The organism is Acidovorax sp. T1, from assembly GCF_002176815.1.
GTDB lineage: Bacteria > Pseudomonadota > Gammaproteobacteria > Burkholderiales > Burkholderiaceae_C > Acidovorax.
In genome coordinates, this window is the sequence record NZ_CP021648.1 from 1,667,517 (window position 1) to 1,693,342 (window position 25,826).

Sequence of the window (25,826 nt, forward strand, 5' to 3'; positions counted from 1 at the left end):
TGCAGTGCGCAAGCGCGGGAGGCAAATGGCATCGATCAAGGGCGTAATGCTGCTACCTCTGGATGCAGAGAGCTACCGCCGCCACATGGCGCACCACACTTTCCTGGCCAAGGTGAATTCGGGAACCAAGACACCCGACTCCAGACTTGAACTCACGCAACTCGTGGAGGAGCGCGTTCGGCAGGAGATGCAGCTACGGTTTTCGGCAACCCGGTTCCGAGTCCTGCGGTGGGAGCAGGTGGACCTGCGCAACCGCTACGTGGTCCGGTTTCGCGAGCTCGACGGCGTTTTTGAGACCGGCAACGGGGTCACTGTGCTCCTCGAAGTCAAGGCCAGTGCAAGCAAGGGCAGCTTGAAAACCGGCCTGGAGCAACTGCGTGCCGCGGTGAAGACTGCTACCCATGCTCACGCGAGCACCATTGGGGTCCTGGTCGTCGCTGACCTTGGCGAGTGGTTTGACACGTTCGGCCAGGCCGCAGCGCAGCCATTGGCGGACTACTTTGCGGGCATGGACCTGGACCTACTGGACTGGCCTCCTCGCGTGCCCGTCGGCAAGACCTCGGGCATCTGCGTCTCGTTGATCCCCGGCTCGGCGCTGTGCGAATGGCTGCCGACGGACTCGGAAGGCGACACGGTATGAGCCGGCCGCCGCTCAACCGGGCTGAGGCTGGCGTGCCTAGCTTGTCGAAATCGAGCCTGGCGGTTTTGTCGCTCGGCCGGAAGATATCCATACGTAGTCGAGAGCTTTGCGGGGGACGCAAGAAGTGACTGGATTCACCACCGACTACGTCAATCAGATTGCGATCAATCTGCGCGATCGCTACAGGAGCGGCTTCCCGATCCTGAAGGAACTCGTGCAGAACGCAGACGACGCGGGAGCAAAGTCCCTGGCGTTCGGGTTTCACCCTGGTCATGGTGCGGCAGCCGACCACATGCTGCTCAAGGGCCCGGCTCTTTGGGTGCTGAATGACGGGAGGTTCAAGGCAAGCGATCGCCGCGCAATTCGCTCGTTTGGACTGAACGCCAAGGCGGGTGATTCCGGGGCGATCGGAAAGTTCGGCCTCGGCATGAAGAGCGTCTTCCACCTCTGTGAGAGCTTCTTCTACTTGGCAAGCCATGGGGGAGAACTCAGTCAAGACTTTCTGAACCCGTGGCGCGCTGAAGACTATGACTGCTCGGAGATGCACCAGCAGTGGGAGACCGTCACAGACCAAGACTTGGGCTGCCTGGAGGCGGTGGCGCGAGCACAGCCCGAGGCATCCAGCGGCCGAGATTGGTTCCTGTTGTGGGTTCCTCTGCGTCAGCAGTCGCATGTTCCCCGATCAGGCGAACGACCCATGGCGGCAATCATCGAGCGGTATCCCGGTGAGAACCCCGCAGAGGACCTCGACTTCTTCTCAGACCCCCGCACCGATCAACGCATCGGGGGACTGTTGCCGCTTCTGAGAAACCTGAAACAGGTGAGGTTTGCCGGGGCGGACATGCGTGAACCGTTCACGGTGACTCTGGAGTCGCACCCTTCGGATCAACGGCTGGATCACGAGACTGACGACGTTCAGATCTCCGGCACTGTCAGGGATGATCGCCCGCGCTCTGAGCACATGCACTTCCTGGTTCGCCAGCGCGTGCCAGGTGCCGTTCTGCCTTTCGGCGCGCTGCGTGCGGCCAAGAGCTGGCCGACGTCTATGGTCATCACGGAGGCTGGGACCCGCGAGCCGAGACCCGACAAGGCGGTCGCCGAAGCAGCCGTGATGTTTGCTCATGCAGACAAGCGTGCCGGTCGACTGGACCTGCAGTGGGCCGTTTTCCTTCCGGCCGAGGAGCAGCGCTTCAGCTACGAAGCCTGGATACCAGGGTCTTCCCGGGAGTATCGAATCGTCCTGCACGGGCAATTCTTCGTTGATGCCGGTCGTCGGGGTATTGCCGACATGGACGCTTTGGACAAGCCTTGTGAGGTCTTGCCAGAAAGCCCATCGCAGCACGTAGTGCTGAAGCAATGGAACCAGTCATTGGCGCAGCAGGCCGTGCTGCCGGAGTTCCTACCGGGACTCTCGGAGTACGTCAAAGCCGCTGGACTGAAAGACGACGAGACTGCTGCGCTGACCCGCGCCATCGTGGAGTGCGCTGCGGCGGGCGATGCGGGGTCGCGCGTCGCGTTTTATCCGACGTTTCAGCAATTCATATGCAAACGCTTTGCCTGGATTCGACGGCTGACGATGTCAGGGTCGCGTTGGGAGCTCGTCGAGCCGGCCGTTGAACCGGTGTTGTCCTTGCCAGCTCCACCCCTGCACGATGCAGAGAGACCGTGGCGAGCGATGCCTGGCCTGGCAGTTTTGAACGGGTATGCGTTTGCTGATGCCGCGGCCCCCAGTCTTGCGATCGGCCACGCCACCTGGGAGCCGGGTCTTCTGATTCGTGCCTTGAAGGGCATCGATGCGCAGATACTGAAGAGCGGGACGGACCTCGAATATCTCGCCAACTTCCTGGAGATGGAGGCTGCGCGGTACGTCCGTACTAGCGACATCCAAGATGCATTGGTCGCCCTCTTGCGAACGTGCCTGCAGGCAGTACGTTTGGTCGATGTTCGCCAGCACAGGAAGCTTTTCAAGCGCATCGTTCAACTGTTGTCGCCCGACCGGATATTCGCGTTCGGTCCGCAGGATCATGCGGCCAAAGGGGCAATACCTGAGGCACTCTATCGAACGCTTTTGAGCGCTTCGACCCGCGCGCTGCCGGTACCTGGTGATCTCGGTCCGGACGGCGTTACTGCGATCACGAGCGATGCAGACCTCGGTGCCTGGCTGGATGCCATGACGCGGCACGACTTGAGCGAATCGCACTCAGGCGGCGTTACCAAGGCTCAGCTTCTTGATGCTTCAGAGCGCGTCATTCGAGCAGCTGGCGACGAGACCAGGCAAATATCGCTGCTGCGCCAGTGCAGCCGCCTCAAGGTGCTTCGTGCCTACAAAGGTGCGGATGGCGATATCGAGGGCGTATCCCTGGCCGAATTGACCGAGTCCCATGGCCGAGGGTGGGTCTTCAAGGTTTCCGATCCCAATCGGCCTTTGGGATTCGTCCAGAAGCTGGCTCGCGCCCTCCCCGAGTTCCGAGTGTTCGTGGTTCGCTCGACCGTCGCGTCTTATGTGGATGGGGTGAGAGAGGATGGCCTTGGCAGGATACCCAGCTCGGAAGATCCCGAGGCAGTGTTGCGTGCAGCGGGTGCACAGGCGACGCCGCCGCTGCTTGGCGACAACTTGCAGCGCGCCGACCTCCTCACGCTGGTCGCAACCGCGAAACTCGACGATCCAATCGTCATCCGAGGCGTTCGATACCTGCTGCACGGATCGCCGGACCACTATCTTGGTAGCGATGTGCTGTGGAAGGATCCGGTTGGTCAGAAGTCACCCTGGGTCAGGCTATGGCGAATGGTCGATGAGGCGCCGTGGCGCGTGCTGGCCGACAACCTGTGCAGTTCCATACCGGACAAGTGTGCACAACCACTCAACGTCAAAGCCGTTGATGAGACCTCCGTGCTCAATCGACTTCGCGTATGCAACGATTTCAGCCGGGTCGACGCGACTGAATTCACTTCCGAGGAGATCGATCTGCTGCTCGGCAGGGTGGTGGAGGAGCACGCTTGGATGCGCCTGCCGCTTCACAGGGACTTCAGCGGTCACCGCGGTGTGGTGCAGGGTGAATGTTTCTTGGGCCGAGACCCGGAGCTCCCTGATGGCCTGAGTATTGGCGTTCGGTTCGTAGAACCATCCGTCGATGATGACCATAAGCGGCAGCAGAAGCGATTCCTGCGGACCTGGGACGCGACGACCGCCGCGTCAGTCGTCTTGAGAGCAGCGAGCCCTGTTCAGCATTGGCGCTACCTGATGGACCTGTTGGGCGCACATCGAACTCTTGCTGATCGACTGCCGCAGGCCTGGAGTGAAACGACATGGTTGCCGCTGGAAACCGGTGAAGCAATCGCGTTGAACAGTCTCATCCGCATCAGCAATCTCGACGCTGAAATCAGAGGCCTTGCACGCCGATGTGACTATGCATACGCCGGCCCGGACGACTTGTCCGCCGAACTCCGGGCTCACCCCGCCTTCCCGGCACTGCTGGCTCAAGTCAGCAGCGGGGAAGAAGCGTTACCGGTTCTGGGGCAGTTGATGTCTGAGGCCGGCCTTTCGATCGGTCGGGCAGCACGCACCGGCTATCGTGATTTGCAGCAATACATGTCCACCTTGGTCTCCATCGACCTGCTGCCCGCATGGGGAATTCTTGAGCGGGCGACGGTCGCAACCTCGATCGATGCGGTCGAGAAGCATCTGGTTCCCGAGGTCGCCAAACAGCTGTCTGCGGACATCTGCCGGAGAACTTTGACCCAGATTCCCGAGCTGGGACTGAGTGCGCCCGTGCGCGAGGTCTTCGGCATTTACTTGAGCGAGTGGCGCGCCAGCGCTTCCGAGCCAGAACTCCGCAAGTCGCTTTCGGAACTCCGGCTGCTGAGCAAGGCCGGAACCTGGGTGCCCGCCGCCGACCTCGTGGCTGGCGTGCATGGCGTGATACCTGAGCTTGTCGTGAACGACAGACAGCTCGAATCCTTGGGCGGAATCGCTGTTGACAACCGTTCGACGCCAACACTCGAGCCGGCTGACTTGCCGGGTGAAGAGGGCGGCGCTGCGCAGGAGCAACTGCTGCAGTCGCTAGAGGAGTACTTCGAGCCTTTGGTGTCCAGCAGCGTCAAGCCTGCTGCGGGTGCCGTCATCGGTCTTTTCGGAGAGCGGGTCGCCTCTCTCGCGAAGAGTTGGCTCGACCCCATCGCATACGAGGACTATCTCGCCAAACTTGGTTGGCGAGACCCGGGCCAAGAGGATGGCTTTGACCGGCGGGTCAAGTGGATGGGTAACAAGACGCTGGCGCAGGCGCTCAGGACGCTGACCATTCGTGTTGCCGTTTTGAGCGGCAACCACGTGAGCGCGAAGTCATTGACTGGCGCCGCAGTTCAGGTTCGGATAGCACCTGTTGATGAGCTCCAGACCTTGTTCGTCATGACGGACCGCTGGCAGGGTTTCACGTGTCGGGTGCATATGCGCCCTGCGACCGCGCTCCTGGACAAAGAGCCCCAGCAGCAGCGAGACATCCTGATGCGGACGGGAGAATCACTGCTCAAGGATCTCTACAACCAGCAGCACGCCAACCTCTCCGAGCTTTTTGCCCTTGCCGACGAGGCGGATCAGGTCACGCTGGACGTGGCTCGCGGCCTGATACTGGAAGGGCTTCCCCAGTCCTTGCGTTCATTGCCCGGTATCGGAAAGAACAAGAAGCTGGCGAAGGCGTTGGCGAGCCTGGACGAAGCCAGACGCGGTGCGGCCAGCGCCAAGCGGGCGGGCCGGAGCAGTGCTGGCGCAGCTGCAAGTCTTGAAAGTGCCCTCGCAGACCTTGCCGTGCTGGTCGAATCCGACGAAGAAGTGCAGGGCGCTGTGCTGGCTGGCATCAAGGCTCGGGTCACGCACAACCAGTACGAAGTAGCCAGCATCCCGTTCGAGGTCTTTCAGAACGCCGATGACGCCGTCATCGAGATGCAGCATCTGCAGAAGGCCGACGGCCGCCTGGAGTTCGACGCGGAGGCCATCGGCCGCTTCGTCATGCAGTCGTCGGACCGGATGATCCGCTTCGCCCACTGGGGTCGCCCTATCAATTACGCTGGTCGTTTGGCCAGCTACAAGGCGGAGTTCGCGAACGATCTCGAGCGCATGTTGATGCTGGGAGCGTCGGCGAAGGACGAAGACGAGGGAGTCACCGGAAAGTTCGGACTTGGATTCAAGAGCGTGCTGCTCGCATCGAGCACACCTCGCGTCTGGAGCGGTGACCTGTGCTTTGATGTGGTGGCGGGATGCCTTCCGCGCAAGTGGAAGGCGAGTCCGGCAACGAAACAGTTCCAGCAAGCGGTGCAGACACCCAGTCAGCGCGCGCTGCGTGGAACGCTGATCGAATTGCCGCTCGATTCGCGGGGCGCTGCTTCTGAGGTGACCGAGCGTTTCGCCGGACTTGCTGGGCTTCTGCCGGTCTTCGCGCGGAAGCTTCGTTGTGTCGTGGTGGGTGAGGAGCCTCACACTTGGCAACCCCGGATCGTTCGGCTGGGCAGCGGCAGGCAGATCGAGATCGGATCTGTGGCGCTTCCCGTCGACGGCGGGCGCGTCCACTCCGGGATCCTGGTGTTCAGAGCCGCTTCGGGCAGTGTCGTTCTTCGGATTGGAGCAGGCGGTATCGAGGAATTCGACCGCAAAGCCCAGCCTGCTGTTCCAGCCACCTGGGTGACAGCGCCGACCCGCGGAACAGCCGCCCGTGGCGTTCTATTGAACGCGCCCTTTCAGATCGACACGGGACGCGCGACGCTGGCGCTCGGAAAGTCTGCCACCCTCATCAACACGACCCTGACGAAGACACTCGCGGACGAAGTCTCACCGGTCCTGATTGACTTGCAAACCGAGTCGGAATCGAACTGGCCTGTCCTGGCCGCCGCGATGGGATGCTCGCAGTCGGTGTCGCCGGCCGGCTTTTGGTACGGTCTGTGGGAGAAGCTCCTTGGAGAGCCACCTGAGCAGGATTCAGCGATGGACGTGCGGCTGCTCGACACATTCGGGTGCAGCGTTGTCCGCAATGTCGTTGATCGGACGGGTCGGATTCCAAACGGTCTAAAAGGGGACGATGCGGCCTTGGCAGACGTCGAAAGTCTCTGCTTGTCGGTCAATCTGAACTACCTGGCGAACGTCGCCCCTGCATTGCTCCGGTGGGACCTGTTCGTCGACAAGTTCCCCGTTGAAGGATGGTGCGCCGATCAGGTTCGTGGGTGGCTGCAGCGCTGCGGTTTGGCAGAGGAAGAGAGCGTTCCTGCGCTCGGCTTGGCTCAGGTCGTGGGAGCTTTCGATTGCGGTCACTTGCCACCGGCTGAGGTAGCCAACCTGGCGGAGGTCATTCGTGTCTGGCCGAGCAATCTTGGCGAGCCCTATAGGTGGCGTGCCGAGATGGCTTCGCTTTCGCTGCGCTCCCGTGCCGGCACCTGGGTTCCCGCAAAGGCGTTGATTCGAGGGCATGGTCCAGAGGACCAACTCCTGAGCAGATTCGCGCCCGACAAGGCTGTTCTGCACAACGACTACGTGGCTGATTCCCCGGCATTTCGTTTCGTCGAGCAATACCTGCCCGTCTGGAGCGATGACCCATCCATGCTCGCGGGCTGGTGTATGTCCGCCACTGGCGATGACCCGCAGTCCGCGGCCGCCACATGGCTGGCACGCAATATTTACGGGCCGGTCATTGAACTGCTTCGAGCGCGGAGTCACCTGGGCGGATGGCTGTTCGCGTTGAAAGAGGATTCACTTGCCTTGGGTGGGTTGTCTACAGAAGAGAGGCGACTACTGCTGACCAAACTCGGGCTGGCGGCAACCGACGAGGAAGACTTTCCGGACCTGTCGCCGAGTCTCGACCTGGCCTCGATTCATGGCTGGTGGTCTGAGAACGGCATGAAGTGGCTGGCCGAGTTCGATCGCAAATTCTGGCCAGCGAGCGTCGATCGAAGTGCACTCAAAGAGGAAGAGCCTCACGATAGAACCGCTTGGATGACGCTGTTCAGCATGGGCTTGTTCCGCCGGTACGGTCGCGTCACGGACCAGCAGCATCGTGGCTTCCTCGATTTTCTGGGTAGCAAGGGCTGGTGGCAGACGATCTGCGAAGTGCATCCCGACGTCGGCGCCGAGGCTTGGATGGATATTCTTCGGGCCTACGGCGAGGGGCAGCAGACCGACACGCTCTTCGAGCTGTGGATGGACAGCTTTCCGAGGCTGTATCGGATCGCCCGATGGCTCGACACCTACGTTCATCTGTTTCAGACGCTGGATCGCCGCGACTCGAAGCTGGCCAAATTTCTGCTGTCGCCAGCGTCGGACCCCAGCCTCAGTGGCTCAGGTATCGAGGCGCCCACCTTGAGCGGCATGCTTCGGCTGGGTCAGCACCTGGTCATTCGTGAGTTGCTTCGTCTCGAGATCCTGTCCTCCGATGTTGCGCGCGAGCTTGCCTTTGCTCCAAGAAGTGCGGTGCTCGAGCTGATGGCTCGACTTGGGCACACCGATCTCAGGTCCAGCAGCGACATCTACCGTGTCCTGATATCAGAGCTGGGCGAGGAGGCGGCATGTTTCTCGGGGGCGTATGACATTCCGCTTCAACTCATAGCGACCAACGAGGCGGCGCGCCGCGAAGCTGAGCGATGGGCAGAGCACGGATCGTTCATGGAGTCCGACGAAACCGCAGAGCAGGAGGAGCAACTGTGACGACCAACGGCAAGACCTATCAGCCGAACGCCTTGGTGCTTCACGCACGGCATGGACAAGGCACCGTGCTGCTCACGGATGGAGACACGACCGTCGTACGATTTGCTCACGGCATCGAGCAGGTCTTCACGAAAGAGTTGACGCCGGTCGCCTCAGTATCCGAAGCGCTGACAAAAGGGCAGCTGGCGCCTTCGCTTGAAGTGGCTGCGCGAGTCCAGGCCGAGGTGATCACATCAGTCAATGCGGCTTGGGGCGTGTTCACGAGGTCGCGTATTTCGCTGCTTCCACATCAGCTTTGGGTTTGCCACCGTGCACTACGTTCCTGGCCGATGCGTCTGCTCATCGCTGACGACGTCGGCATGGGAAAGACGATCGAAGCCGGTCTGCTGCTCTGGCCCTTGCTTGCCAGCAGGAAGGTCCAGCGGGTGTTGATCTTTTGCCCGGCCAAGCTGGTCGGGCAGTGGCAGATGCGACTGAAACGGATGTTCGACATCCGGGCGGCGACGTATCACACGGATCTGGACACAGATCGAACCGACTTCTGGGGCATTCACCAGATCGTCGTCGCGTCATTGCCGACCCTGCGCGCGGACCGCAACGGCCGGCACGATCGCCTGCTTGATGCGCCTGTCTGGGACATGGTGGTCATCGACGAGGCCCATCACCTCAACGCTGACGAGGAGACCGGAAAGACACTCGGCTTCGAGCTGGTTGAAAAGCTGAACAGGGCTGGCAAGGTGACCTCCTGCGTGCTTTTCACGGGCACGCCGCATCGAGGGAAGAACTTTGGGTTCTGGTCGCTGATGAGTCTGCTCGATGCCGACGTCTTCGGCCCCAAGAAGAACGAAGGCGGCATGCTCCAGGCCCTTCCGAGATTCCTGATCCGGAACGCCAAACAGAAGGCAACTGACATGAAGGGTCAGCGGCTGTTCAAGCCAGTGGTCCAGCACCCCGAGACATTCACCTACTCGCCACCAGAAGAGACCTTCTATGAGCTGATGTCCGAGTTCATCCTGGCGGGCAAGGCATACGCGACGTCCCTCAGTCGAACTGAGGGAGGGCAAGTGATGCTTGTGCTCATTGCGCTTCAGAAGCTCGCTTCGAGTTCCATTGCGGCGGTTGTCGCCGCGCTGCAGACGCGGATCAAACGTCTCGGGGCGGAGGCCGCAAAGTCCAAGTCGGAGCTTGCAGCCATTGATGAAGGTGAGGGGGACGAGGCCCAACAGGCCTTGCAGCGCTGGCTGCGGGATGAGAAGCAGGCTCGACTTCGCCTGATGGAAGATGAGGGTCGATACCTTTCAGACCTCATTGCCGCAGCGGATCGGGTGACTTCAGAGACTCGCATCGTCCGAATCATCGAGGTCATCAAGCAACGGTTTGGCAATGAGCCCGTGTTGCTCTTCACCGAGTACAAGCGGACCCAGGCGCTTGTCATCAGTGCCTTGATGGCGGAGTTTGGCCAGGGCGCGGTGGGATTCATGAATGGGGACGACCGCCTGGAAGGCATCAGGCTGCCAGACGGCCGCCTGACCCAGTTGGCGGGACGCCGTGAAGACATGTGCGATGCCTTCAATGCCGGTCGCATTCGATTCCTGGTGTCGACGGAGGCTGGCGGCGAGGGCATCGACTTGCAGGAGCGGTGTAGTGCATTGATCCACGTCGACTTGCCCTGGAACCCCATGCGGCTGCACCAACGTGTCGGCCGACTCAACCGCTATGGGCAGCAGCGCCCAGTCGAAGTGGTGTCCCTCAGGAACCCGGACACGGTCGAAGCCATGATCTGGCAGAAGCTCGAGCAAAAGCTCAATAGCATCATGCGTGCGCTCGGGTCTGCGATGGACGAGCCTGAGGATCTGATGCAACTCGTCTTGGGCATGAGTGGCGAGGGCCTGTTCGACGACCTCTTCTCCGGTGCGATCAGCGTTAAGCGTGAGAAGCTGGACGCGTGGTTTGACAACACCACTGGAACGCTTGGTGGAGAGTCGGCAATACAGACGGTTCGCGACCTCATAGGCCATGCGGAGAGCTTCGACCTATCGGATCTGAAGGACGTCCCGCCAGTTGATCTGCCAGACCTCATGCCGTTCTTCCAGAACGTTCTGACCCTGAACCGCCGCCGACCGAAGGTGGAAGGCGCCGCACTGTCCTTCAGAACTCCCGAGGACTGGCTCACCAGCCACGCCATTCGCAAGTCCTACGACAACCTGGTCTTCGATCGGAAGGCGCCGAGTCAGGCGGACTTGATGGGCATAGGGCATCCGCTGCTTGAGAAGGCACTGCATCAGGCGGAGCGTCTCGCTGGAACGGTTTGCGCCGTCGATGGCCTTGACGATCCGATGATGGTGGTCGACGTGTCGAGCAGAGTGACCGATGTGGCGACACAGTCGCGGCGAGCAATCGTCGGGATCACCGGCGCCGTAGGCAGCTTCAGGCTGCTTCGCGACTGGGAGGTGCTTCGTTCTCTGAACCGCTGCAACCTCAAATCAGAGTCTCCGGATGGAGCGTTTGACATTGAAGCCCTCACGAGTTGGCGACGCTCGGCGATGTCTGCGCTCAACGACTTGTTGGATACCGTGGACCTTCAGTTCGGATCCAGGGTCGTGAAAGAGTCTGCCTTGGTCTGGCCCACTGCTAAATGAAGCGCCCTCGGGTTTAGATGCCAGGTTTGCAGGCATCCTCCTATGCTCACACGCTCTTCGAACTACTTCGACCACCTGTTTAGCCGCTCAATCGGTCACGGTGCCCCGCCTGCGGTCGCGGTCGAGCGAGTCGCGGACGCCTACCTGGACGGGAAGCCGTTGCCGGTCGGCAAGAAAAAGCTCACGAAGAAGGATCGCGACAACCACTTCTGGTCCAGCAGTGTGGTGAAAGAGTGCCCGCCAGACTCGTGGAACTCGGAGGCCATGATGCTCGCCTTGGCGCGATACCTCGGCCAAGAGCCTGTCGCTGCTGAAGGATTGGTGACTCGCGTGGCGCGCGAAGCGCCTGACGCGTTGATTCGCGCGGTCAGGTACTCCGCGCTCGTCCTGAAATCACACTCTCTGCGACGAGCTGAACTGGACCAAGCCGCGTCCGAAAGCGAGGCCGTGGCCGAGCTGTGCCGCGTGCTCGACCTGTTTGCGCTGGCGCATCGAGATCGGGTCGCGGCCCTGGAGACGCAGAAGGCGAGGCTGGCGGAGCTATCGGTCTTCGATCTCTTGATCTACGCGAGCCTCTACGCGTTCGAAGTTCTGGTTCCAAGGGACTTCAAGGCAAAGTCACCCATACCCCCCGCAGGCGCTGATCTCCATCTCGCCTGGGATGCTCTCGGCGATCTGCTCGCGTGGAAACTCGCAGGCGCCGACATCGTGGCTCTGAAGCTGACTGACGACAGCATTGGGAGGTCGGTCGCACTGCATCTTCGCCCGATCTTGTTCGAATCTGGTATGGCGAGCTCCAGCCAGGCCGACAGGAATCTGCGCACCTTTCACGCGCTGATGGACGCGCAGATCGAGTTGAACGAGTTCATCTCCAGGTCGGCCGAAGCGTTCTGCTACGACGACGGCATTCGGTTCGAGCGGCGGGGCGATCGGCTCGAGATCGCGGAGGTGGATCCGGCAGCGCGGGTTGTGTGGCACAACGACGGGCGGAAGCTTGAACGCCTGCATGGCTACTGGTTCCATCGTGCGATCGAAGCGTTCGTCGAATACGTTGCGTCCGATCCGGGCAGGTGGGAGATCGGTCGCCCGGAGAATGCGGACGCCAATCGTTTGGCCTGGTTGCGAGCGCTGCAAGCGCAGCTTCGCTTGCGCGAGGCATATGGTGTCGCCGACGAGGTGACTTCGGAGTCCGGAGACACCGTCGATCTCTTCCGGGCGCTGTTGTCGCTGGATTTGATGTCGGCCTTCTTCCAGCGGGACTTCCTGGCAGCATTTGCGGATCGCCTTGATGGATCGGGGGACTGGATCGCAGCGCTGCAGCGTCTGACCATGGACGGCCTACGCGAAGGGCTGCAGAACCGGCTGCCGCTCACCTGGTCGGATCGGGACTCGAAGGTGTCCAACATCACTGGGTGGACCGTCACGTCAGCTGAGCCCAGAGGCAACGCCCGAATGGCATCCGCGATCCTGGACTTCTGGACCTACGACATGGTCGCGATGGCAGAACGCCTCCAGCGCAATGAACCTGGTCTGCAGCCCCATCCGTTTGAGCGACCGGTTCTCAAGTTCGGAGCGACGCTGGTTCAGTTGCCATGGATCGTCGGACTGCAGAACAACAGCTCAGCTGCGATCAACAATCTAAGGCGACTCGGTGCCCGACGCGGGCAAGCTCGGGACGAGGCGCGAAGGATTGAGGCTGGCCTGGCACAGCTTTTCGAGACGCGTGGATTCAAGACGCTGCTCAACTGGAAGCCACCGCGCGACGTGGACGATCCCGGCGAGGTGGACCTGATCGCCAGCCTCGGCCAACATCTGTTCGTCATCGAGGTGAAGTCGACGTTCTTGCGACGATCTCAGCGGGAGGCATGGCTGCACTCCACCAGCACGCTTCGGAAGGCAGGCCTTCAGGTTCGCCGCAAGGTCGAAGCGGTGTTGCGGTCAATCGCCTCGGATCCCGAGCTTTGCGCCTTGCTCGACCTGAACAATGATCGGGTCCCAACTCGCCATCGCGGTTGGATCGCCGACACATCGATCGAATGCGACCACCAGCGCTTCGCTGGCTTTCTGAAGATCTCAGTCGAGGAGCTGTTGATCGCACTTCGGGATGATCGTCACCTCCTGAACGACCCCGAAGGTCTGCTCGCCGGGAACTACCGAGCGGACCAGTCCATTGAAGCCGATACGAGCCGCTCTGCCTGGACTTTGTATCCTGACGGGTTCAGCGCAGAGCGCTTCATTGAGGTGATCGAGACGGAGGCAGTTTGGAGCCTACCCGTTCGAACGCAGCATCGGCCCAGTCCGTCGGCATCGTGACGGTAAAAGAACGAGTGAAAAAGTGAAGTGAGACAATGACTTAGGGCACTTGATGGTGATGCCGATTCCGACGTTGCCTGGACCGGTTTGGGCGCACATCGATAATGTGGAGAAGCGTCTTTGGAGTCGATAGACCCCGATAGATGTCGAAAGGTCACTTTTCGTCGAATCGCCCGGAAACCCGCGCCAATGCTGGTGCCTGACACTTTGACGGTAAAAATGACGGTAAAAGTCGACCACGCTACTTGGAACCACTTTGAAATCAACAGCTTAGATGGCTCGTTGATGATCGAGTGGGAGTGAAATAGCGATCTTCTCGGATCGCTCCAGAAGGGGTGGATTCAAAAAATCGAGAATATGCCAGCGTGCAGGCAGATACGTGATCCGGGAACGTTCGAATACGGCATCGGCCTGTCGCTGCGTGAGGCCCGTAACAGCTACCGGTCCAACGGAAGGCTGAGCGTTTCCTTGACTTCTTCCATTACCACCACGCTGCGCGACTCTGCTGTAACGGGTAGCTTCTTCAGAATGTTTCCTAGCAAGTGCCGGTATTCGCCCATGCCGCGCAGCCTGAACTTGACCAGATAGTCGTAGTCGCCGGAAACCAGGTGGGCTTCCATCACTTCAGGCATCTGCGACAGTTCCTTCTTCACCTTGTCGAAAACGTCCCCGGACTTCGCGGACAGTTTGATTTCCACGAACACAAGCAGCGTCCGGCCCAGCGCCTCCGATGACAGGCGTGCGTGGTAGCCCTCGATGACGCCCTCGCGCTCCATCCTTCGCACCCGCTCGGTACAGGGCGATGCCGACAGGCCCACCTTCTCTGCCAGTTCTGTCATAGAAATGCGTCCCTGGCGCTGCAGGGCATCCAGGATGGCCAGGTCAATTCTGTCGGCTTGGAACATTTTTCTGTCGAACCCCGTGGTGCACTTAAAAAACAGTGGATTGCCTTGGCAATCAAAATAAAAACAGTGAAATCAACTGCACATGCTTTTCTAGACTTGATGACTTCACCGTCACCCATCGAGTATTCCATGAAAGTCATTGTTGCAGGCAGCGGCGTTGTCGGAACCGCAACCGCGTACTACCTCGCCAAGTCCGGCGCGCAGGTCACCGTCATCGACCGCCAGCCCGGCCCCGCGCTGGAAACCAGCTTTGCCAATGCTGGCCAGGTATCTCCAGGCTACTCGACGCCCTGGGCCGCGCCTGGCATTCCGCTGAAAGCCATTAAGTGGATGTTCCAAAAGCATGCGCCACTGGCGGTGCGCGCCGATGGCCCTGATGGCCACCCAAATTCCCCCGTCTATGGCCACCTCAAACTCCCCCACCTGAACTGATCGGGGATAGGGGTTTAACGCCGGCGTCGTCGGCACCTGTTGGCAGGACATTGATCCAGTCTTCCCCGAGGGAAGGCCAAGGAGTGAATGTCTTGAAGTCCAACCAACGCGCCACCATAGAGACACTGCTGGAGCGCAACACATCGCAACGCGAGATCGCCCGCATCACGGGCATCGACCGCAAGACGGTCAGGAGCTACCACCAGCGCTGGCTGGAGCAACTGCAGTCAAATTCCCCCGGGGTGGCCACCGGCTCGGCAGGTCAAATTCCCCCACCCTGGCCACCGGCTCCTGGGCCGGTGGCCACCTCCCTGTGCGAACCCTGGCGCGAGTTCATCGAAGCCCAGCTGCGGCTGAAGCGAAACGCCACGGCCATCTACCAGGACCTGGTCGACCAGCACGGCTTTGATGGCCAGTACAACTCGGTCAAACGCTTCTGTGCAAAGTTGCGGCACAAGGAGCCCGAGCAGTTCGATCGCCTGTCCTTCCTGCCCGGCGAGGAGATGCAGGTGGACTACGGCGAGGGCGCGCCCACCCGCGTGCCCGGCAGCGACCGGTACCGCAAGCCCCGCCTGTTCGTGGCCACCTTGCGGTATTCCCGTGCCAGTTTCCGGTGCGTGGTCTGGAAGTCCAGCCAGCAGATCTGGGCCGAGCTGCACGAGCGGGCCCTGCGGTACTTCGGGGGCTGCCCCCAGTACGTGGTGCTGGACAATCTGAAGGAAGGCGTCCTCAAGCCCGACCTGTACGAGCCCGATCTCAACCCGGTGTACGCCGCCGCCCTGGCGCACTACGGCGTGGTGGCCGACCCGGCGCGGGTGCGAGACCCCAACCGCAAGGGCACGGTGGAGCATGCCATCGGCCATACCCAGGCCACGGCCTTGAAGGGCCGGCGCTTTGAGTCCATCGAGGCCCAGAACGAGTTCCTGGCGCACTGGGAGAAGAGCTGGGCATCCAAGCGCATCCACGGCACCGAGCGACGCCAGGTGCAGGCCATGTTCGAGGAAGAGCGCAGCCACCTCAAACCCCTGCCAGTGCTGGGAATGCAGTATTTCGACGAGGCGGTGCGCACCGTCTGCGACGACAGCTGTGTGCGGGTGGATCACAGCAGCTACGCCGCTCGCCCGGCGAACATCGGCTCCAAGGTGTTGGTGCGCATCTACGCCCAGCGCATCGAGATTCGTGACATGCACACCCGTGCCTTGCTGCGCACCCACGCCAAGGCCGAGCGTCCCGGCACGGTGATTCTGCCCATGGAGGAGCGGGTGTTCAATCCGTCTCGCGAGACCCGCCTGATCCTGCGTCAGGCCGGCGAGATTGGTGAGCACGCCAGCCGGCTGTGTGAGCTGCTCTTTGCCATCGAGGGTCGTGTCGGGCAGCGCAAGCTCTGGGGCATTGTGGGACTCATGCGCCGTTACCCGGCGCACTGCATCAATGCCGCCTGCGCCCAGGCCCTGGAGCAAGGGGTCTACAGCTACAAGCGCGTGCTGGCGCTGACCGAAGCCCTCTTTGCCCAGGCGATGGCGGCCATCGAGGCTACCTGCGGCGAAGCACCCGCCGCCGGTGCCCACGCGCTGACGCAGCAGCATGAGCTCATCCGAGACGCTGAGGAGTACAGCGATCTCTTCGCGCTCGCCGCCGCCACGGCAAACACCACCACCACCACCACCACCACCACCAACAACACCACCAACGCACCGGGAGTTCAGCCATGAACATGATCGAGATCGAACGCGCGCTGCGCGAGCTGCGCCTGTCCGGCATCGCCGAGACCCTGTCCACCCGCGTGATGCAGGCCCAGGCCGCCCAGCAGCCTTTCCTGGAGACCTTCGCCGCCATGCTGCAAGACGAGCTGGACCGCCGGCGCTCTCGCCTGACCGAGCGCCGCTTCAAGCGCTCGGGTCTGGATGAGCGCCCCTCGCTGGCTGACTTCGACTGGCGTTTCAACCCGAAGCTGCCGCGCAGCGCCTGCTTCGAGTTGCACACCCTGAAGTTCATCGGCGAGGGGGCCAACGCGCTGATCATCGGCAAGCCGGGCACCGGCAAGAGCCATGTGGCCAAGGCCGTGGCCTACCAGGCCACGCTGCAGGGCTATGACGTGCGTTACCTGGAAGCCGACACCGAGTTCGCCCGTTACGCGCTGGCCACTACGGCAGAGCGCACCGAGCTGCTCAAGGACTGGGTCGCGCCGGACCTGCTCGTCCTCGATGACCTGTTCCTGGCCAGACGCATCAGCGAGCATGCCGCTGAAGTCCTACAGGCCATCGTGCACCAGCGCTACAAGCTGCGCCGCGCTGTTCTCATCACGTCCAACCGCGTGGTGCAGGACTGGGGCAAATACCTCGGCGACGCCACCATGGCCAGCACCATCCTGGATCGCCTCATGCACCGCTGCGCGATGCTGGAGTTCGAGGGCAAGAGCTACCGCCTCAAGGAGGCCGCTGCACGCATCGCCATCACACCCGAGTCGTCATAATCCGACCGTCCTGCCTGGGGGAATTTGGGGTGGCCAAGGGTGGGGGAATTTGACCTGGCCATCGGGGCCGATGGCAGCCTTTGGCAACTGCAGTGGATCGCCCAGATGCTGCGCAACTGCACGCAGGCGCGCTACGCGGTGAACAAGGAACGCATGATGCGCATCGCCGAATACAGCCGCGACTGCCTGCGCACGCTGCGTGCCGACACCGGCATTCAATACGAGCAGCGCACCGGCGGCACACTGCAACTCTTTCGCAGCCAGGCGCAGATGGATGCAGTGCAGCGCGACATCGAGGTGCTGAAAGAGTGCGGGGTCGCATACCAGCTTCTCGACCGCGATGCACTCGCGCTGGCCGAACCTGCGCTGGCCTATGCCAAGGACCGCCTCACCGGCGGCCTCCGGCTTCCCGGCGACGAGACGGGCGATTGCCAGCTGTTCACGACAGAACTCGCCCGCATGGCCCAAGACCTGGGGGTGCGGTTCATTTACGGAACGGATATCGAAGGGGTCGAAGCGCAAGCCGACCGCATCCAGGGCATTCGCGCCAACGGCGAACTGTTCACGGCGGACGCCTACGTGATGGCGCTGGGCAGCTTCTCGCGTGCCATGCTCCGCCCCTTGGATCTGCAGCTTCCCATCTACCCCGTCAAGGGCTATTCGTTGACCATTCCTTTGCTGGATGCAGATCGCGCCCCACAATCGACCGTGCTGGACGAGACGTACAAAATCGCCATCACCCGTTTCGATGACCGCATCCGCGTCGGCGGCATGGCCGAACTCGGTGGCTTTGACATGCGCCTGAATCCGCAGCGTCGTGCGACGCTGGAGATGGTCGTCAACGACCTGTTCCCGGGCGGCGATGTACCGCGCGCCACGTTCTGGACGGGCCTGCGCCCCATGACGCCCGACGGCACGCCGATTGTGGGAGCCACGCGCTATTCCAACCTGTTCCTGAATACCGGTCACGGCACGCTGGGTTGGACCATGGCCTGCGGCTCCGGGCGCATCGTGGCCGATCTGGTGACGGGTCAGCGCCCAGAAATCAACACCGAAGGGCTGGGCCTGGACCGGTACACCACCGCGGCGGCCCGTCGCGCCCCACCGGCACACACGGCCGTGGCGGCATGAACCGGCCCAGCCTGGCGCGCATCGACCTTCAAGCCCTGCGCCACAACTACCGCACCGCCCGGGAGCTGCATGGCGAAAAAGTCCTCGCGGTCCTCAAAGCCAACGCCTACGGCCATGGCGCCGTGCGCTGCGCTGCGGCACTGGCGGACATCGCGGACGGGTTTGCCGTCGCATTCCTGTCAGAAGCGCTGGAGCTTCGCGAGGCGGGCATCACCGCACCGATACTTGTGCTCGAAGGGGCGTTCGACGCGGCTGAACTGCATGCGGCCGCATCGCACGCGCTGTGGATCGTCGTTCACCAGGAAGCGCAGCTGCAATGGATCGAGCAGATGTCGAACGATGCGGGCGCACTCAACGTGTGGCTCAAGATGGATTCGGGCATGGGCCGCGCAGGCTTCGCGCCTGCCGCCATGGCCGGCAGCTACGCGCGGCTGCAGGCGTGCAGTGCCGTTGGGAGCATCGTGCTCATGAGCCATTTCGCGCGGGCCGACGAGTTGGACGTGCCGATCACCGCGCAGCAGATCGCGACGTTCAATGCGGCCTGCAGCGGCCTGGACGCCCCTCGGAGCCTGGCGAATTCTGCCGGCATCCTGGGCTGGTCAGGCGCCCGCCAGCACTACGGCCGGTCCGGCATCATGCTGTATGGTGCCGATCCGCTGGCCGCGCACCATCCAAAGAGCGGCCTGCAACCCGTCATGGCGTTGCAGAGCCGGGTCTTTGCCGAACGCTGGCTGGAGCCGGGCGCACCGCTGGGTTATGGCGGCGGGTTTGTCGCGGAGCGCCGCACCCGGGTGGGCCTGGTGGCCATCGGGTACGCTGATGGCTACCCGCGCACGGCACCCACCGGCACTGCAGTGGCTGTAGATGGTCAAATCGCACGCCTGATCGGGCGCGTTTCCATGGATATGCTGACCGTCGATCTCACGGATCTGCCGGAGGCCGGCATCGGCAGCGAAGTAGAGCTGTGGGGCGCGACCGTGGATGTGAACCAGGTGGCAGCCAGCGCCGGAACCATCGCCTATGAGCTGCTGTGCAACGTCAAGCGCGTCCCGCGGGTCTATGCAGGCGCTGCCTCACCGGCCGCCGCAAACAGTTAACTTCATCACAATAGGAGTCCATCAAATGAGTAACGTACAACGCTTTCATGTGGGAAAACGCCTGTCCGAGACAGCCGTGCACAACGGCACCGTCTACCTGGCGGGACAAGTCGCCGACGACGCGAGCAAGGACATCGCCGGCCAGACCGAAGAAGTGCTGGCCATGGTCGATCGCCTGCTGATCGAGGCTGGCAGCAGCAAGTCACAGATTCTGATGGCCACCATCTACCTGGCGGACCTGGCCGATTTCGATGGGATGAACGCCGTCTGGGATGCATGGGTGGATCAGTCCAATGCCCCGCCCCGCGCCACGGTACAAGCCCTGCTTGCGCGCCCGGATTGGCGCATCGAGGTGGTCGTCACCGCAGCAGTCCTTTGAGCTGCCCTGCGCTCGTCACGCAACCGAGCAGGTTGCGGGATTAAAAAAAGAGGCCGCGAATGCGGCCTCTTTGGTTGGAGCGGGTGGCGGTTGCTCAGATCGCTGCCGTGACGATGATCTCGACCAGCAGATCGGGAGTCGCCAGTCGGCTTTCACCGGTCGCGCGCGTGGGCAGCGCGTCCTTGGGTGCCCATTCGGCCCACGCTTCGTTCATCAAGGCAAAGTCGCGATCAATGTCCTTGAGCCAGATTTGAACCGTCAGCATGCGCGTCTTGTCGATGTTGACGCTGGCAAGGTAGCCGTCGATCTTGGCGAGGATGTCGAGGGTCTGGGCCTTGGCATCGCCGCTGGTGTTGCTGGCCGTCACGCCCGCGATGTAGGCCACGCCGTTGTGTACCACGACGCGCGAGAGGCGCGCGTTCGAGTCGTAGCGTTTGATTTCTGACATGGGGAAAATCCTTCCTTGAGGGTTAAAAAAATGGACTCTTATTCGAGGGCGGCGAGCTCGCCCAAAGAGATCGGTTTGATGGGGGGCGAATGCGGTAGTAGCCCACCTCTTGCGGCGACACCCCGCGCGCGTCCGCCATGACTTCGGTGACCGTCAGACCGCATTGCCGTCCCTGGCATGGACCCATGCCACATCGACCGAACGCCTTGGCCTGGTTCGGCCCCTGGCAACCCAGCCCGACAAAGTTGCGGATGGCCCCCGCGCTGACTTCCTCGCACCGGCAAACGATCACATGGTCCGCAGGAACACGGTTGCTTTTCTTGGGCCGGTAAAGCGCGTCAAGAAACGGGCGAATCTGCAAGTTGCGCTGGAGCTCGTCGCGCTGGGGCGCCGCAAGCCGATCCCGCTGCGCCAGTGGCAGCTTGCCCATGGTGTGCAGCGCCCCCAGGGCCGCCAGTTCGCCCTGCAATGCCGCGGCGACTGCCCCGCCAATGCGCGCGCCGTCGCCCGCAATGGAAACCCCGGGAACACTCAGTGCGCCCCATTCGTCGACATCCGGCTGCCAGCACAGCTGCACATCATCCCAATGGTGCTGGGCGCGCAAGGACCAGGTGAACTGCGTGTTCGGCACGACGCCCTGGTGCAGCAACAGGGTTGACGTGTCGATGCGGTGGGCCTTGCCGCCAGCGTTGAAGGTCAAGGCCTCCACGCCATCCACGCCTTGCACCGCCAGGTCGCAAGCGCCGGTATGGAACGGTACGCCTGCACGCTTGAGCTCGCGCATGAGTGCCAGGCCCTTGCGCAGGTAGCGCCAGCCCCTGAGCGCCCCCCCGAGGTGGACGGCCGCACGGCGGTAGTCTTCAAATGCCGTGGTGTCGACCAGCGCACGGATAGGCACGCCAGCCCGCACATACTGCCAACCGAGCAAGTACAGCAGCGGCCCGCATCCGGCGAGAACGACCGGCTCCGCCGGAACGACGCCCGCGGTCTTCAAGAGGATCTGGGCAGCACCTGCCGTCATGGCGCCAGGCAGCGTCCAGCCGGGGATGGGGAAGGGGCGCTCCATCGCGCCGGTACACAGGATGACGTGCTCGGCCGACACCATCGCCGCCTTGCCTTGGCGGATGTAGTGGACTTCCCCACCCGGCGTCACCTGCCAGACGGCGGCATCATTCAGATGCAACGCGCTGCTGGCCTGGAAACTGGCGGCAATCCCCAGCCCGGCCGCGTAGTCCGGCCCCAGCAGATTGCGGCGGCGATCGGACACCTGGCTCACCGCGCGGTATATCTGCCCGCCCACCGCCGGCTGCTCGTCGAGCAAGACAACGCGGGCTCCATGGCGTGCGGCCGTCGTGGCCGCCGACATGCCTGCGGGCCCGGCACCGATCACCGCGACATCAAAGCGTTCAGTGGGCATGCGACACCTCCTGGTGCGTGACGCCGAGGGAACGGGCACCCTTCTGCGTGCGAACGCTCATGCCTTCTTGCACGACCACCATGCAGCTTTGGCGGTTGGGCTGCCCGTCGATGTCGACGAGGCAATCGAAGCACGCGCCCATCATGCAATAGGGGGCACGCGGCGCACCGCTGACGGGCGTGCTGCGAAACGTCGAGACACCGCTGGCCAGCAGCGCTGCCGCCACGGTGGTGCCCAACGGGGCTGTGCATGTGCGACCGTCGAAGCTGAAGGTCACTGGTGCGCCTTCATCGGGGTTCGCAAGAGAGCGGAAGTGCGAATTAGTGGCCATGGGTGAATTCCTTTTCGGGGTCGAGGAAGCGGTCTCCTGAGAACGCGTCAACGCCTTCAGGGGCCTCATTGCCGACGAGCCAGGGAGCGATGCTGAAGACGTGATTCGCCGCCAGCGTGACCCCGCTGTGGCAGGTCACGACGAAGGCGCCCGGTTGGTCGGTGGATTCTTGGTAGATGGGGAAACCATCAGGGGACAGAACACGCAGTGCGCCCCACGCACGCACCAGCCGCAACCCCGCCAGTGCCGGGAAGGAGCGCACGCCCCGGCGCGCAATCGATGCCAGAACGTCAGCCGTGGTGCCGTCATTGAGGCCGACATCCTCCATGGAGTCGCCCAGCTGGACCGTGCCCTCATCGGTTTGGCGTATGAATGTGGTCAGCTGATCGAGGAATTTTTCCGTGCGCTCGCTCACCAGCACCTGGCCCCGGTTGGGCACGACCGGCGCGTGCAGGCCGACCAGCGGCGCCAGCGCACGGTTGCCCAGCCCGGCGGCGAACACGACGCGCGCAGCGTGGAATCGCTCGCCTGCGGCCAGCACCTCAAAACCGCCACCCGGCAGTTTGTGCACGCGCTCCGTCCGGTGCCCCGTCTTGAGCGCCACGCCGCGCTTGATGCAGGCGGTGTGCAGGGCCCGCAACAACTTCAGCGGGTTGACGTGTCCATCCATCGGCGTGTAGCTCGCCCCGGCGACCTCGGGGCCGATCAGCGGCAGACGCTCTTTCAGCGCCGCGTGCCGGAGCATCTCGAACGGGTAGTTGCCGCCCAGATCGTCCTGGATCGACTGCATCCGCTGGCGCCGTGCTTCCATCTCTTCGTCGGAGAAGCAAAGATGGAATCCACCGCGCTGGCGCAGGCTCACATCGACGCCCGTCTCGCTGAGCAGCTCTTCGGCCAGCTTGGGCCACTGCGCGGCGGACTGGCAGGTCCACTGCGCGTAGGGCGCCATGCCGAACCCTTTGCCCTGTACCCAGACCAGGCCAAAGTTACCCCGGGAAGCCCGGAATGCCGTGTCGCCTTCATCCAGGATCAGAACGCGCGACCCCAGGCGGGCGGCCCCATAGGCCACGGACGCACCCACGAGCCCGCCACCCACCACAATCAGATCATTGGTTTTCATGGTGTTCTCGCAGGAGTCAACCCTTGCCGATCAGCACACGGTCCAGGCCCACGATCCTGTCGAGCAAGAGCATCAGAACGAACGTGCCGACAATGAGTACGGTCGACACAGACGCCACGAGCGGGTCGATGGTCTGGGCGATCTGGTTGTACATGGCGACGGGCAGCGTGGTGGTGCCCGGCGTGGCGACGAAGATGGTCATCGTCAGCTCATCGAAGCTCTGGATGAAGGCGAGCATCCAGCCCCCCACGACACCCGGCAGGATCATGGGAAGCACGATGCGGCGGAACGCCGTGAAGCGGCTGGCCCCCAACGACAGTGCGGCGCGCTCCGCGTCTTGCTCCAGGCCGGTCGCCGATGCCAGCACCAGGCGCAGTGCGTAAGGCATCACCACGACGACGTGGGTGAGGCACAGCCAGAAGAACGAGCCCGTCACGCCCACCGTTCCGAAGAAGCGCAAGAAGGCGACACCAAGCACTACGTGCGGAATCATCAGTGGCGACATGAAGAACGCCGTCAGGGCGCCACGGCCGGTAAAGCGATAGCGCACCAGCGCCAGCGCTGCAGGCACAGACAACAGCACGGCCACCGTCGCGCTGGTGAGCCCGAGCCACAGGGACAGCCAGAACGCATTGACGATCTCGTTGGCGCCACCGATGGCACGGAACCACCGCAGCGACAGCCCATCCGTGGGCAGGGAGATATAGCCCTTGCTGGTGAACGAGACGAGCACCACGACCAGCAGCGGCGCAACGATGAACGCAATGAACAGCGTGTGATAAAGAAGGGAGAGAAAGCCGTTTTTACGCATGGGGTTCCCCAGCCTTAAAGATCAAAGACTTGGCGGTAGCGCCGCTCAAGCCAACGGTTGAACGCGACGATGACCAGGATGTTGGCGATCAGCAGCAGCACGGCGATCGCCGCGCCAAGCGGCCAGTTCAACGTGCTCAGGAATTCGTCATAGGCGGCGGTGGCCACGACCTTCAGGCGCCGGCCGCCGATGATCGATGGCGTTGCAAAGGCCGATGCCGCAAGCGCGAAGACGATGATTCCACCCGACAGGATCCCGGGCACGATCTGGGGCAGGATCACCCGGCGGAACACCGTGAACGGCGATGCGCCGAACGAAAGGCCCGCGTTCTCCACCTGCGGATCGAGCTTCTGCAGTGACGCCCACACGGAGATCACCATGAATGGCATCAGCACATGGGTGAGTGCGATCACCACACCGGTCATGGAGAACAGCATGCGCACCGGCGAATCAATCACGCCCAGTGCCGTGAGCGCTTCGTTGATCAGGCCGTTGTTCCCCATGAAGATGGCCCAGCCCAACGTGCGCACCACGACCGACACCAGCAGCGGCCCGAGGATCACGATGAGGAAGATGCCGCGCCATGGCGCTTTCATGCGGGACAGGATGATGGTTTCAGGCACCCCGAAGAGCGCCGACAGCAGCGTCACTGCCAATGCCAGCCCTGCGGTGCGCAGGAAAATCTCGTGGTAGTAACCGTCTCCCAGTACCTCGGCGTAGTTGGCGAGCGTCATCTGCGGCAGGATGCCGCGCGTTCCGTCAAACGCGTTGAAGGAAAGGACCGCGGTGAGCGCCAGCGGGATGACCAGCAGGCCCAGCAGCAGGAGCAGCGCAGGCGCACTCAGGAGCCAGGGCGCACCAGCGCCGCGTTTCGGGCCAGAACCTGGCGGCGTCAGGGGTGCACGGACTGTCATTGCGTCAGCCATGGGCTGCCTCCGTATCCAGAATGCGCAGGTCGCTTTGCAACCAGCTCACCCCCACCGCTGCGCCGACGGCCGGCGGTGCCGCGCCGATATTGATGTGGCTCACACTCAAGGGGCCGATTTCGCTATCGAGCTCAAGCAACCAGTGGTTGCCCAGGAACAGGCGTGTGCGCACCGTTGCGGGCACACCTTGCCCGGCCTCGGCCAGCGTCACTTTTTCGGGTCGCAAGTACACGTTGACGTCCTTGCCGATCTGGCGCGCGTCGCTCGGCACCTCCATCAGCGTCTGTCCCACGCGCACGCCCCAGAACCGGTCGTTGCTCGACTCCACCGTGCCGCCGAAGACATTCGTTTTGCCAAGGAACGTCGATGCGAATGAGCAATTGGGCTGCTCGTACGCCTCATACGGCGTGGCCAGCTGGACAATCCGCCCACCGTGCATCAGTGCGATGCGGTCGCTCATCGTCATGGCTTCCACCTGGTCGTGTGTGACCAGGATCGTCGTGATGCCCAGGTGCTGCTGAATGGACCGCAGCTCCACATGCATGTTCTCGCGCAGCTTGGCATCCAGGTTGGACATGGGCTCGTCCAGCAGCAGCACCTCAGGCCGCACGGCCAGTGCACGCGCAATGGCCACCCGTTGGCGCTGGCCACCCGAAAGCTCTTTCGGGAACCGTTTGCCCAGGCCCGGCAGGCGAACCAGATCGAGCGCCTCGTCCACCCGCCGCAGCCTTTCGGCACGCTGAACACCACGCATCTCCAGCCCAAAGCCGATGTTCTCAGCCACCGTCATGTGGGGAAACAGCGCGTAGCTCTGAAACACGACGCCCATTCCGCGCTTTTCAGGGCGCGTGTGGGTGATGTCATTGCCATGCAGCAGGATGCGACCGCGTGTGGGATCGACAAAGCCGGCCACCATTTGCAAGGTGGTGGTCTTGCCGCAGCCTGAGGGCCCGAGCAAGGAGATGAACTCCCCTTTCTCGACGCTCAGGCTGATGCTTTCGACCGCAGTGAAGTCGCCAAAGGTTTTTCCGAGCTGTTTGATTTGAAGATAGGACATGCGTGGGTCTCCTCGTGGTTCCGAAA

Annotated in this window: 16 protein-coding genes and 2 pseudogenes; 10 read left to right on the top strand and 8 right to left on the bottom strand. The window is 62.6% G+C overall.

The window, feature by feature from the left end; genetic code table 11:
* Positions 1-46: 46 nt before the first annotated feature.
* The 4 genes from CCX87_RS07895 (at position 47) to CCX87_RS07910 (ending at position 13,273) form a co-directional block, all read left to right on the top strand.
* Entirely contained in the window at positions 47-640 is a 594-nt protein-coding gene (locus tag CCX87_RS07895; RefSeq protein WP_157667115.1) for a hypothetical protein, read from the top strand.
* Between the two features lie 124 nt (positions 641-764).
* A complete protein-coding gene (locus CCX87_RS07900) occupies positions 765-8,321 on the top strand; it encodes a sacsin N-terminal ATP-binding-like domain-containing protein (RefSeq protein ID WP_087745294.1) in 7,557 nt (2,518 codons plus the stop codon).
* Positions 8,318-10,960 (top strand): DEAD/DEAH box helicase, encoded by a 2,643-nt coding sequence (locus CCX87_RS07905; protein WP_198314776.1) that lies wholly within the window; start codon positions 8,318-8,320, stop codon positions 10,958-10,960. Before CCX87_RS07900 ends, CCX87_RS07905 begins: the two co-directional genes overlap by 4 nt.
* 42 nt (positions 10,961-11,002) lie before the next feature.
* On the top strand, positions 11,003-13,273 hold the full coding sequence (locus CCX87_RS07910; RefSeq protein ID WP_087745297.1) for a hypothetical protein: 2,271 nt from the start codon (positions 11,003-11,005) through the stop codon (positions 13,271-13,273).
* A gap of 437 nt (positions 13,274-13,710) precedes the next feature.
* On the opposite strand, the gene CCX87_RS07915 is transcribed toward CCX87_RS07910, so the two are convergent.
* Complete coding sequence (locus CCX87_RS07915) at positions 13,711-14,178, bottom strand: winged helix-turn-helix transcriptional regulator (protein WP_087745299.1); 468 nt, start codon at positions 14,176-14,178, stop codon at positions 13,711-13,713.
* Positions 14,179-14,307: 129 nt separating this feature from the next.
* Here CCX87_RS07915 and CCX87_RS07920 point away from each other — a divergent pair.
* The 6 genes and pseudogenes from CCX87_RS07920 to CCX87_RS07945 form a co-directional block, all read left to right on the top strand.
* A pseudogene (locus tag CCX87_RS07920) lies at positions 14,308-14,541 on the top strand (FAD-dependent oxidoreductase); the annotation flags it as partial.
* A 152-nt stretch (positions 14,542-14,693) separates the two neighbouring features.
* The gene (istA, locus tag CCX87_RS07925) at positions 14,694-16,322 is read left to right on the top strand and encodes an IS21 family transposase (protein WP_087744503.1); all 1,629 of its coding nucleotides are present in this window, start codon (positions 14,694-14,696) and stop codon (positions 16,320-16,322) included.
* On the top strand, positions 16,319-17,083 hold the full coding sequence (gene istB, locus CCX87_RS07930) for an IS21-like element helper ATPase IstB (RefSeq protein ID WP_056269326.1): 765 nt from the start codon (positions 16,319-16,321) through the stop codon (positions 17,081-17,083). Before istA ends, istB begins: the two co-directional genes overlap by 4 nt.
* Positions 17,084-17,122: 39 nt before the next feature.
* On the top strand, positions 17,123-18,214 hold the full coding sequence (locus CCX87_RS07935) for a D-amino acid dehydrogenase (protein WP_257789738.1): 1,092 nt from the start codon (positions 17,123-17,125) through the stop codon (positions 18,212-18,214).
* Entirely contained in the window at positions 18,211-19,311 is a 1,101-nt protein-coding gene (gene alr / locus CCX87_RS07940) for an alanine racemase (protein ID WP_087745304.1), read from the top strand. Before CCX87_RS07935 ends, alr begins: the two co-directional genes overlap by 4 nt.
* A gap of 25 nt (positions 19,312-19,336) precedes the next feature.
* Complete coding sequence (locus tag CCX87_RS07945) at positions 19,337-19,690, top strand: RidA family protein (RefSeq protein WP_087745306.1); 354 nt, start codon at positions 19,337-19,339, stop codon at positions 19,688-19,690.
* Between the two features lie 94 nt (positions 19,691-19,784).
* Here CCX87_RS07945 and CCX87_RS07950 read toward each other — a convergent pair whose 3' ends face one another.
* The 7 genes and pseudogenes from CCX87_RS07950 to CCX87_RS07980 all read right to left on the bottom strand — a co-directional run bounded on the left by CCX87_RS07950 (position 19,785) and on the right by CCX87_RS07980 (position 25,800).
* Positions 19,785-20,138 (bottom strand): RidA family protein, encoded by a 354-nt coding sequence (locus tag CCX87_RS07950; protein WP_087745308.1) that lies wholly within the window; start codon positions 20,136-20,138, stop codon positions 19,785-19,787.
* 38 nt (positions 20,139-20,176) lie between these two features.
* Positions 20,177-21,555, bottom strand: a pseudogene (locus tag CCX87_RS07955) (FAD-dependent oxidoreductase).
* On the bottom strand, positions 21,545-21,886 hold the full coding sequence (locus CCX87_RS07960) for a (2Fe-2S)-binding protein (protein ID WP_087745310.1): 342 nt from the start codon (positions 21,884-21,886) through the stop codon (positions 21,545-21,547). Before CCX87_RS07960 ends, CCX87_RS07955 begins: the two are co-directional and overlap by 11 nt.
* Positions 21,876-23,006 carry an NAD(P)/FAD-dependent oxidoreductase gene (locus CCX87_RS07965; protein WP_087745313.1) on the bottom strand — a complete coding sequence of 377 codons (1,131 nt, stop codon included), beginning with the start codon at positions 23,004-23,006 and terminating at the stop codon, positions 21,876-21,878. The genes CCX87_RS07960 and CCX87_RS07965 overlap by 11 nt, the downstream gene beginning before the upstream one ends.
* Before the next feature lie 16 nt (positions 23,007-23,022).
* Entirely contained in the window at positions 23,023-23,817 is a 795-nt protein-coding gene (locus CCX87_RS07970; RefSeq protein ID WP_087745315.1) for an ABC transporter permease, read from the bottom strand.
* Between the two features lie 14 nt (positions 23,818-23,831).
* On the bottom strand, positions 23,832-24,743 hold the full coding sequence (locus CCX87_RS07975) for an ABC transporter permease (protein WP_087745318.1): 912 nt from the start codon (positions 24,741-24,743) through the stop codon (positions 23,832-23,834).
* Complete coding sequence (locus CCX87_RS07980) at positions 24,736-25,800, bottom strand: ABC transporter ATP-binding protein (protein ID WP_087745321.1); 1,065 nt, start codon at positions 25,798-25,800, stop codon at positions 24,736-24,738. Before CCX87_RS07980 ends, CCX87_RS07975 begins: the two co-directional genes overlap by 8 nt.
* Between the last annotated feature and the right edge of the window lie 26 nt (positions 25,801-25,826).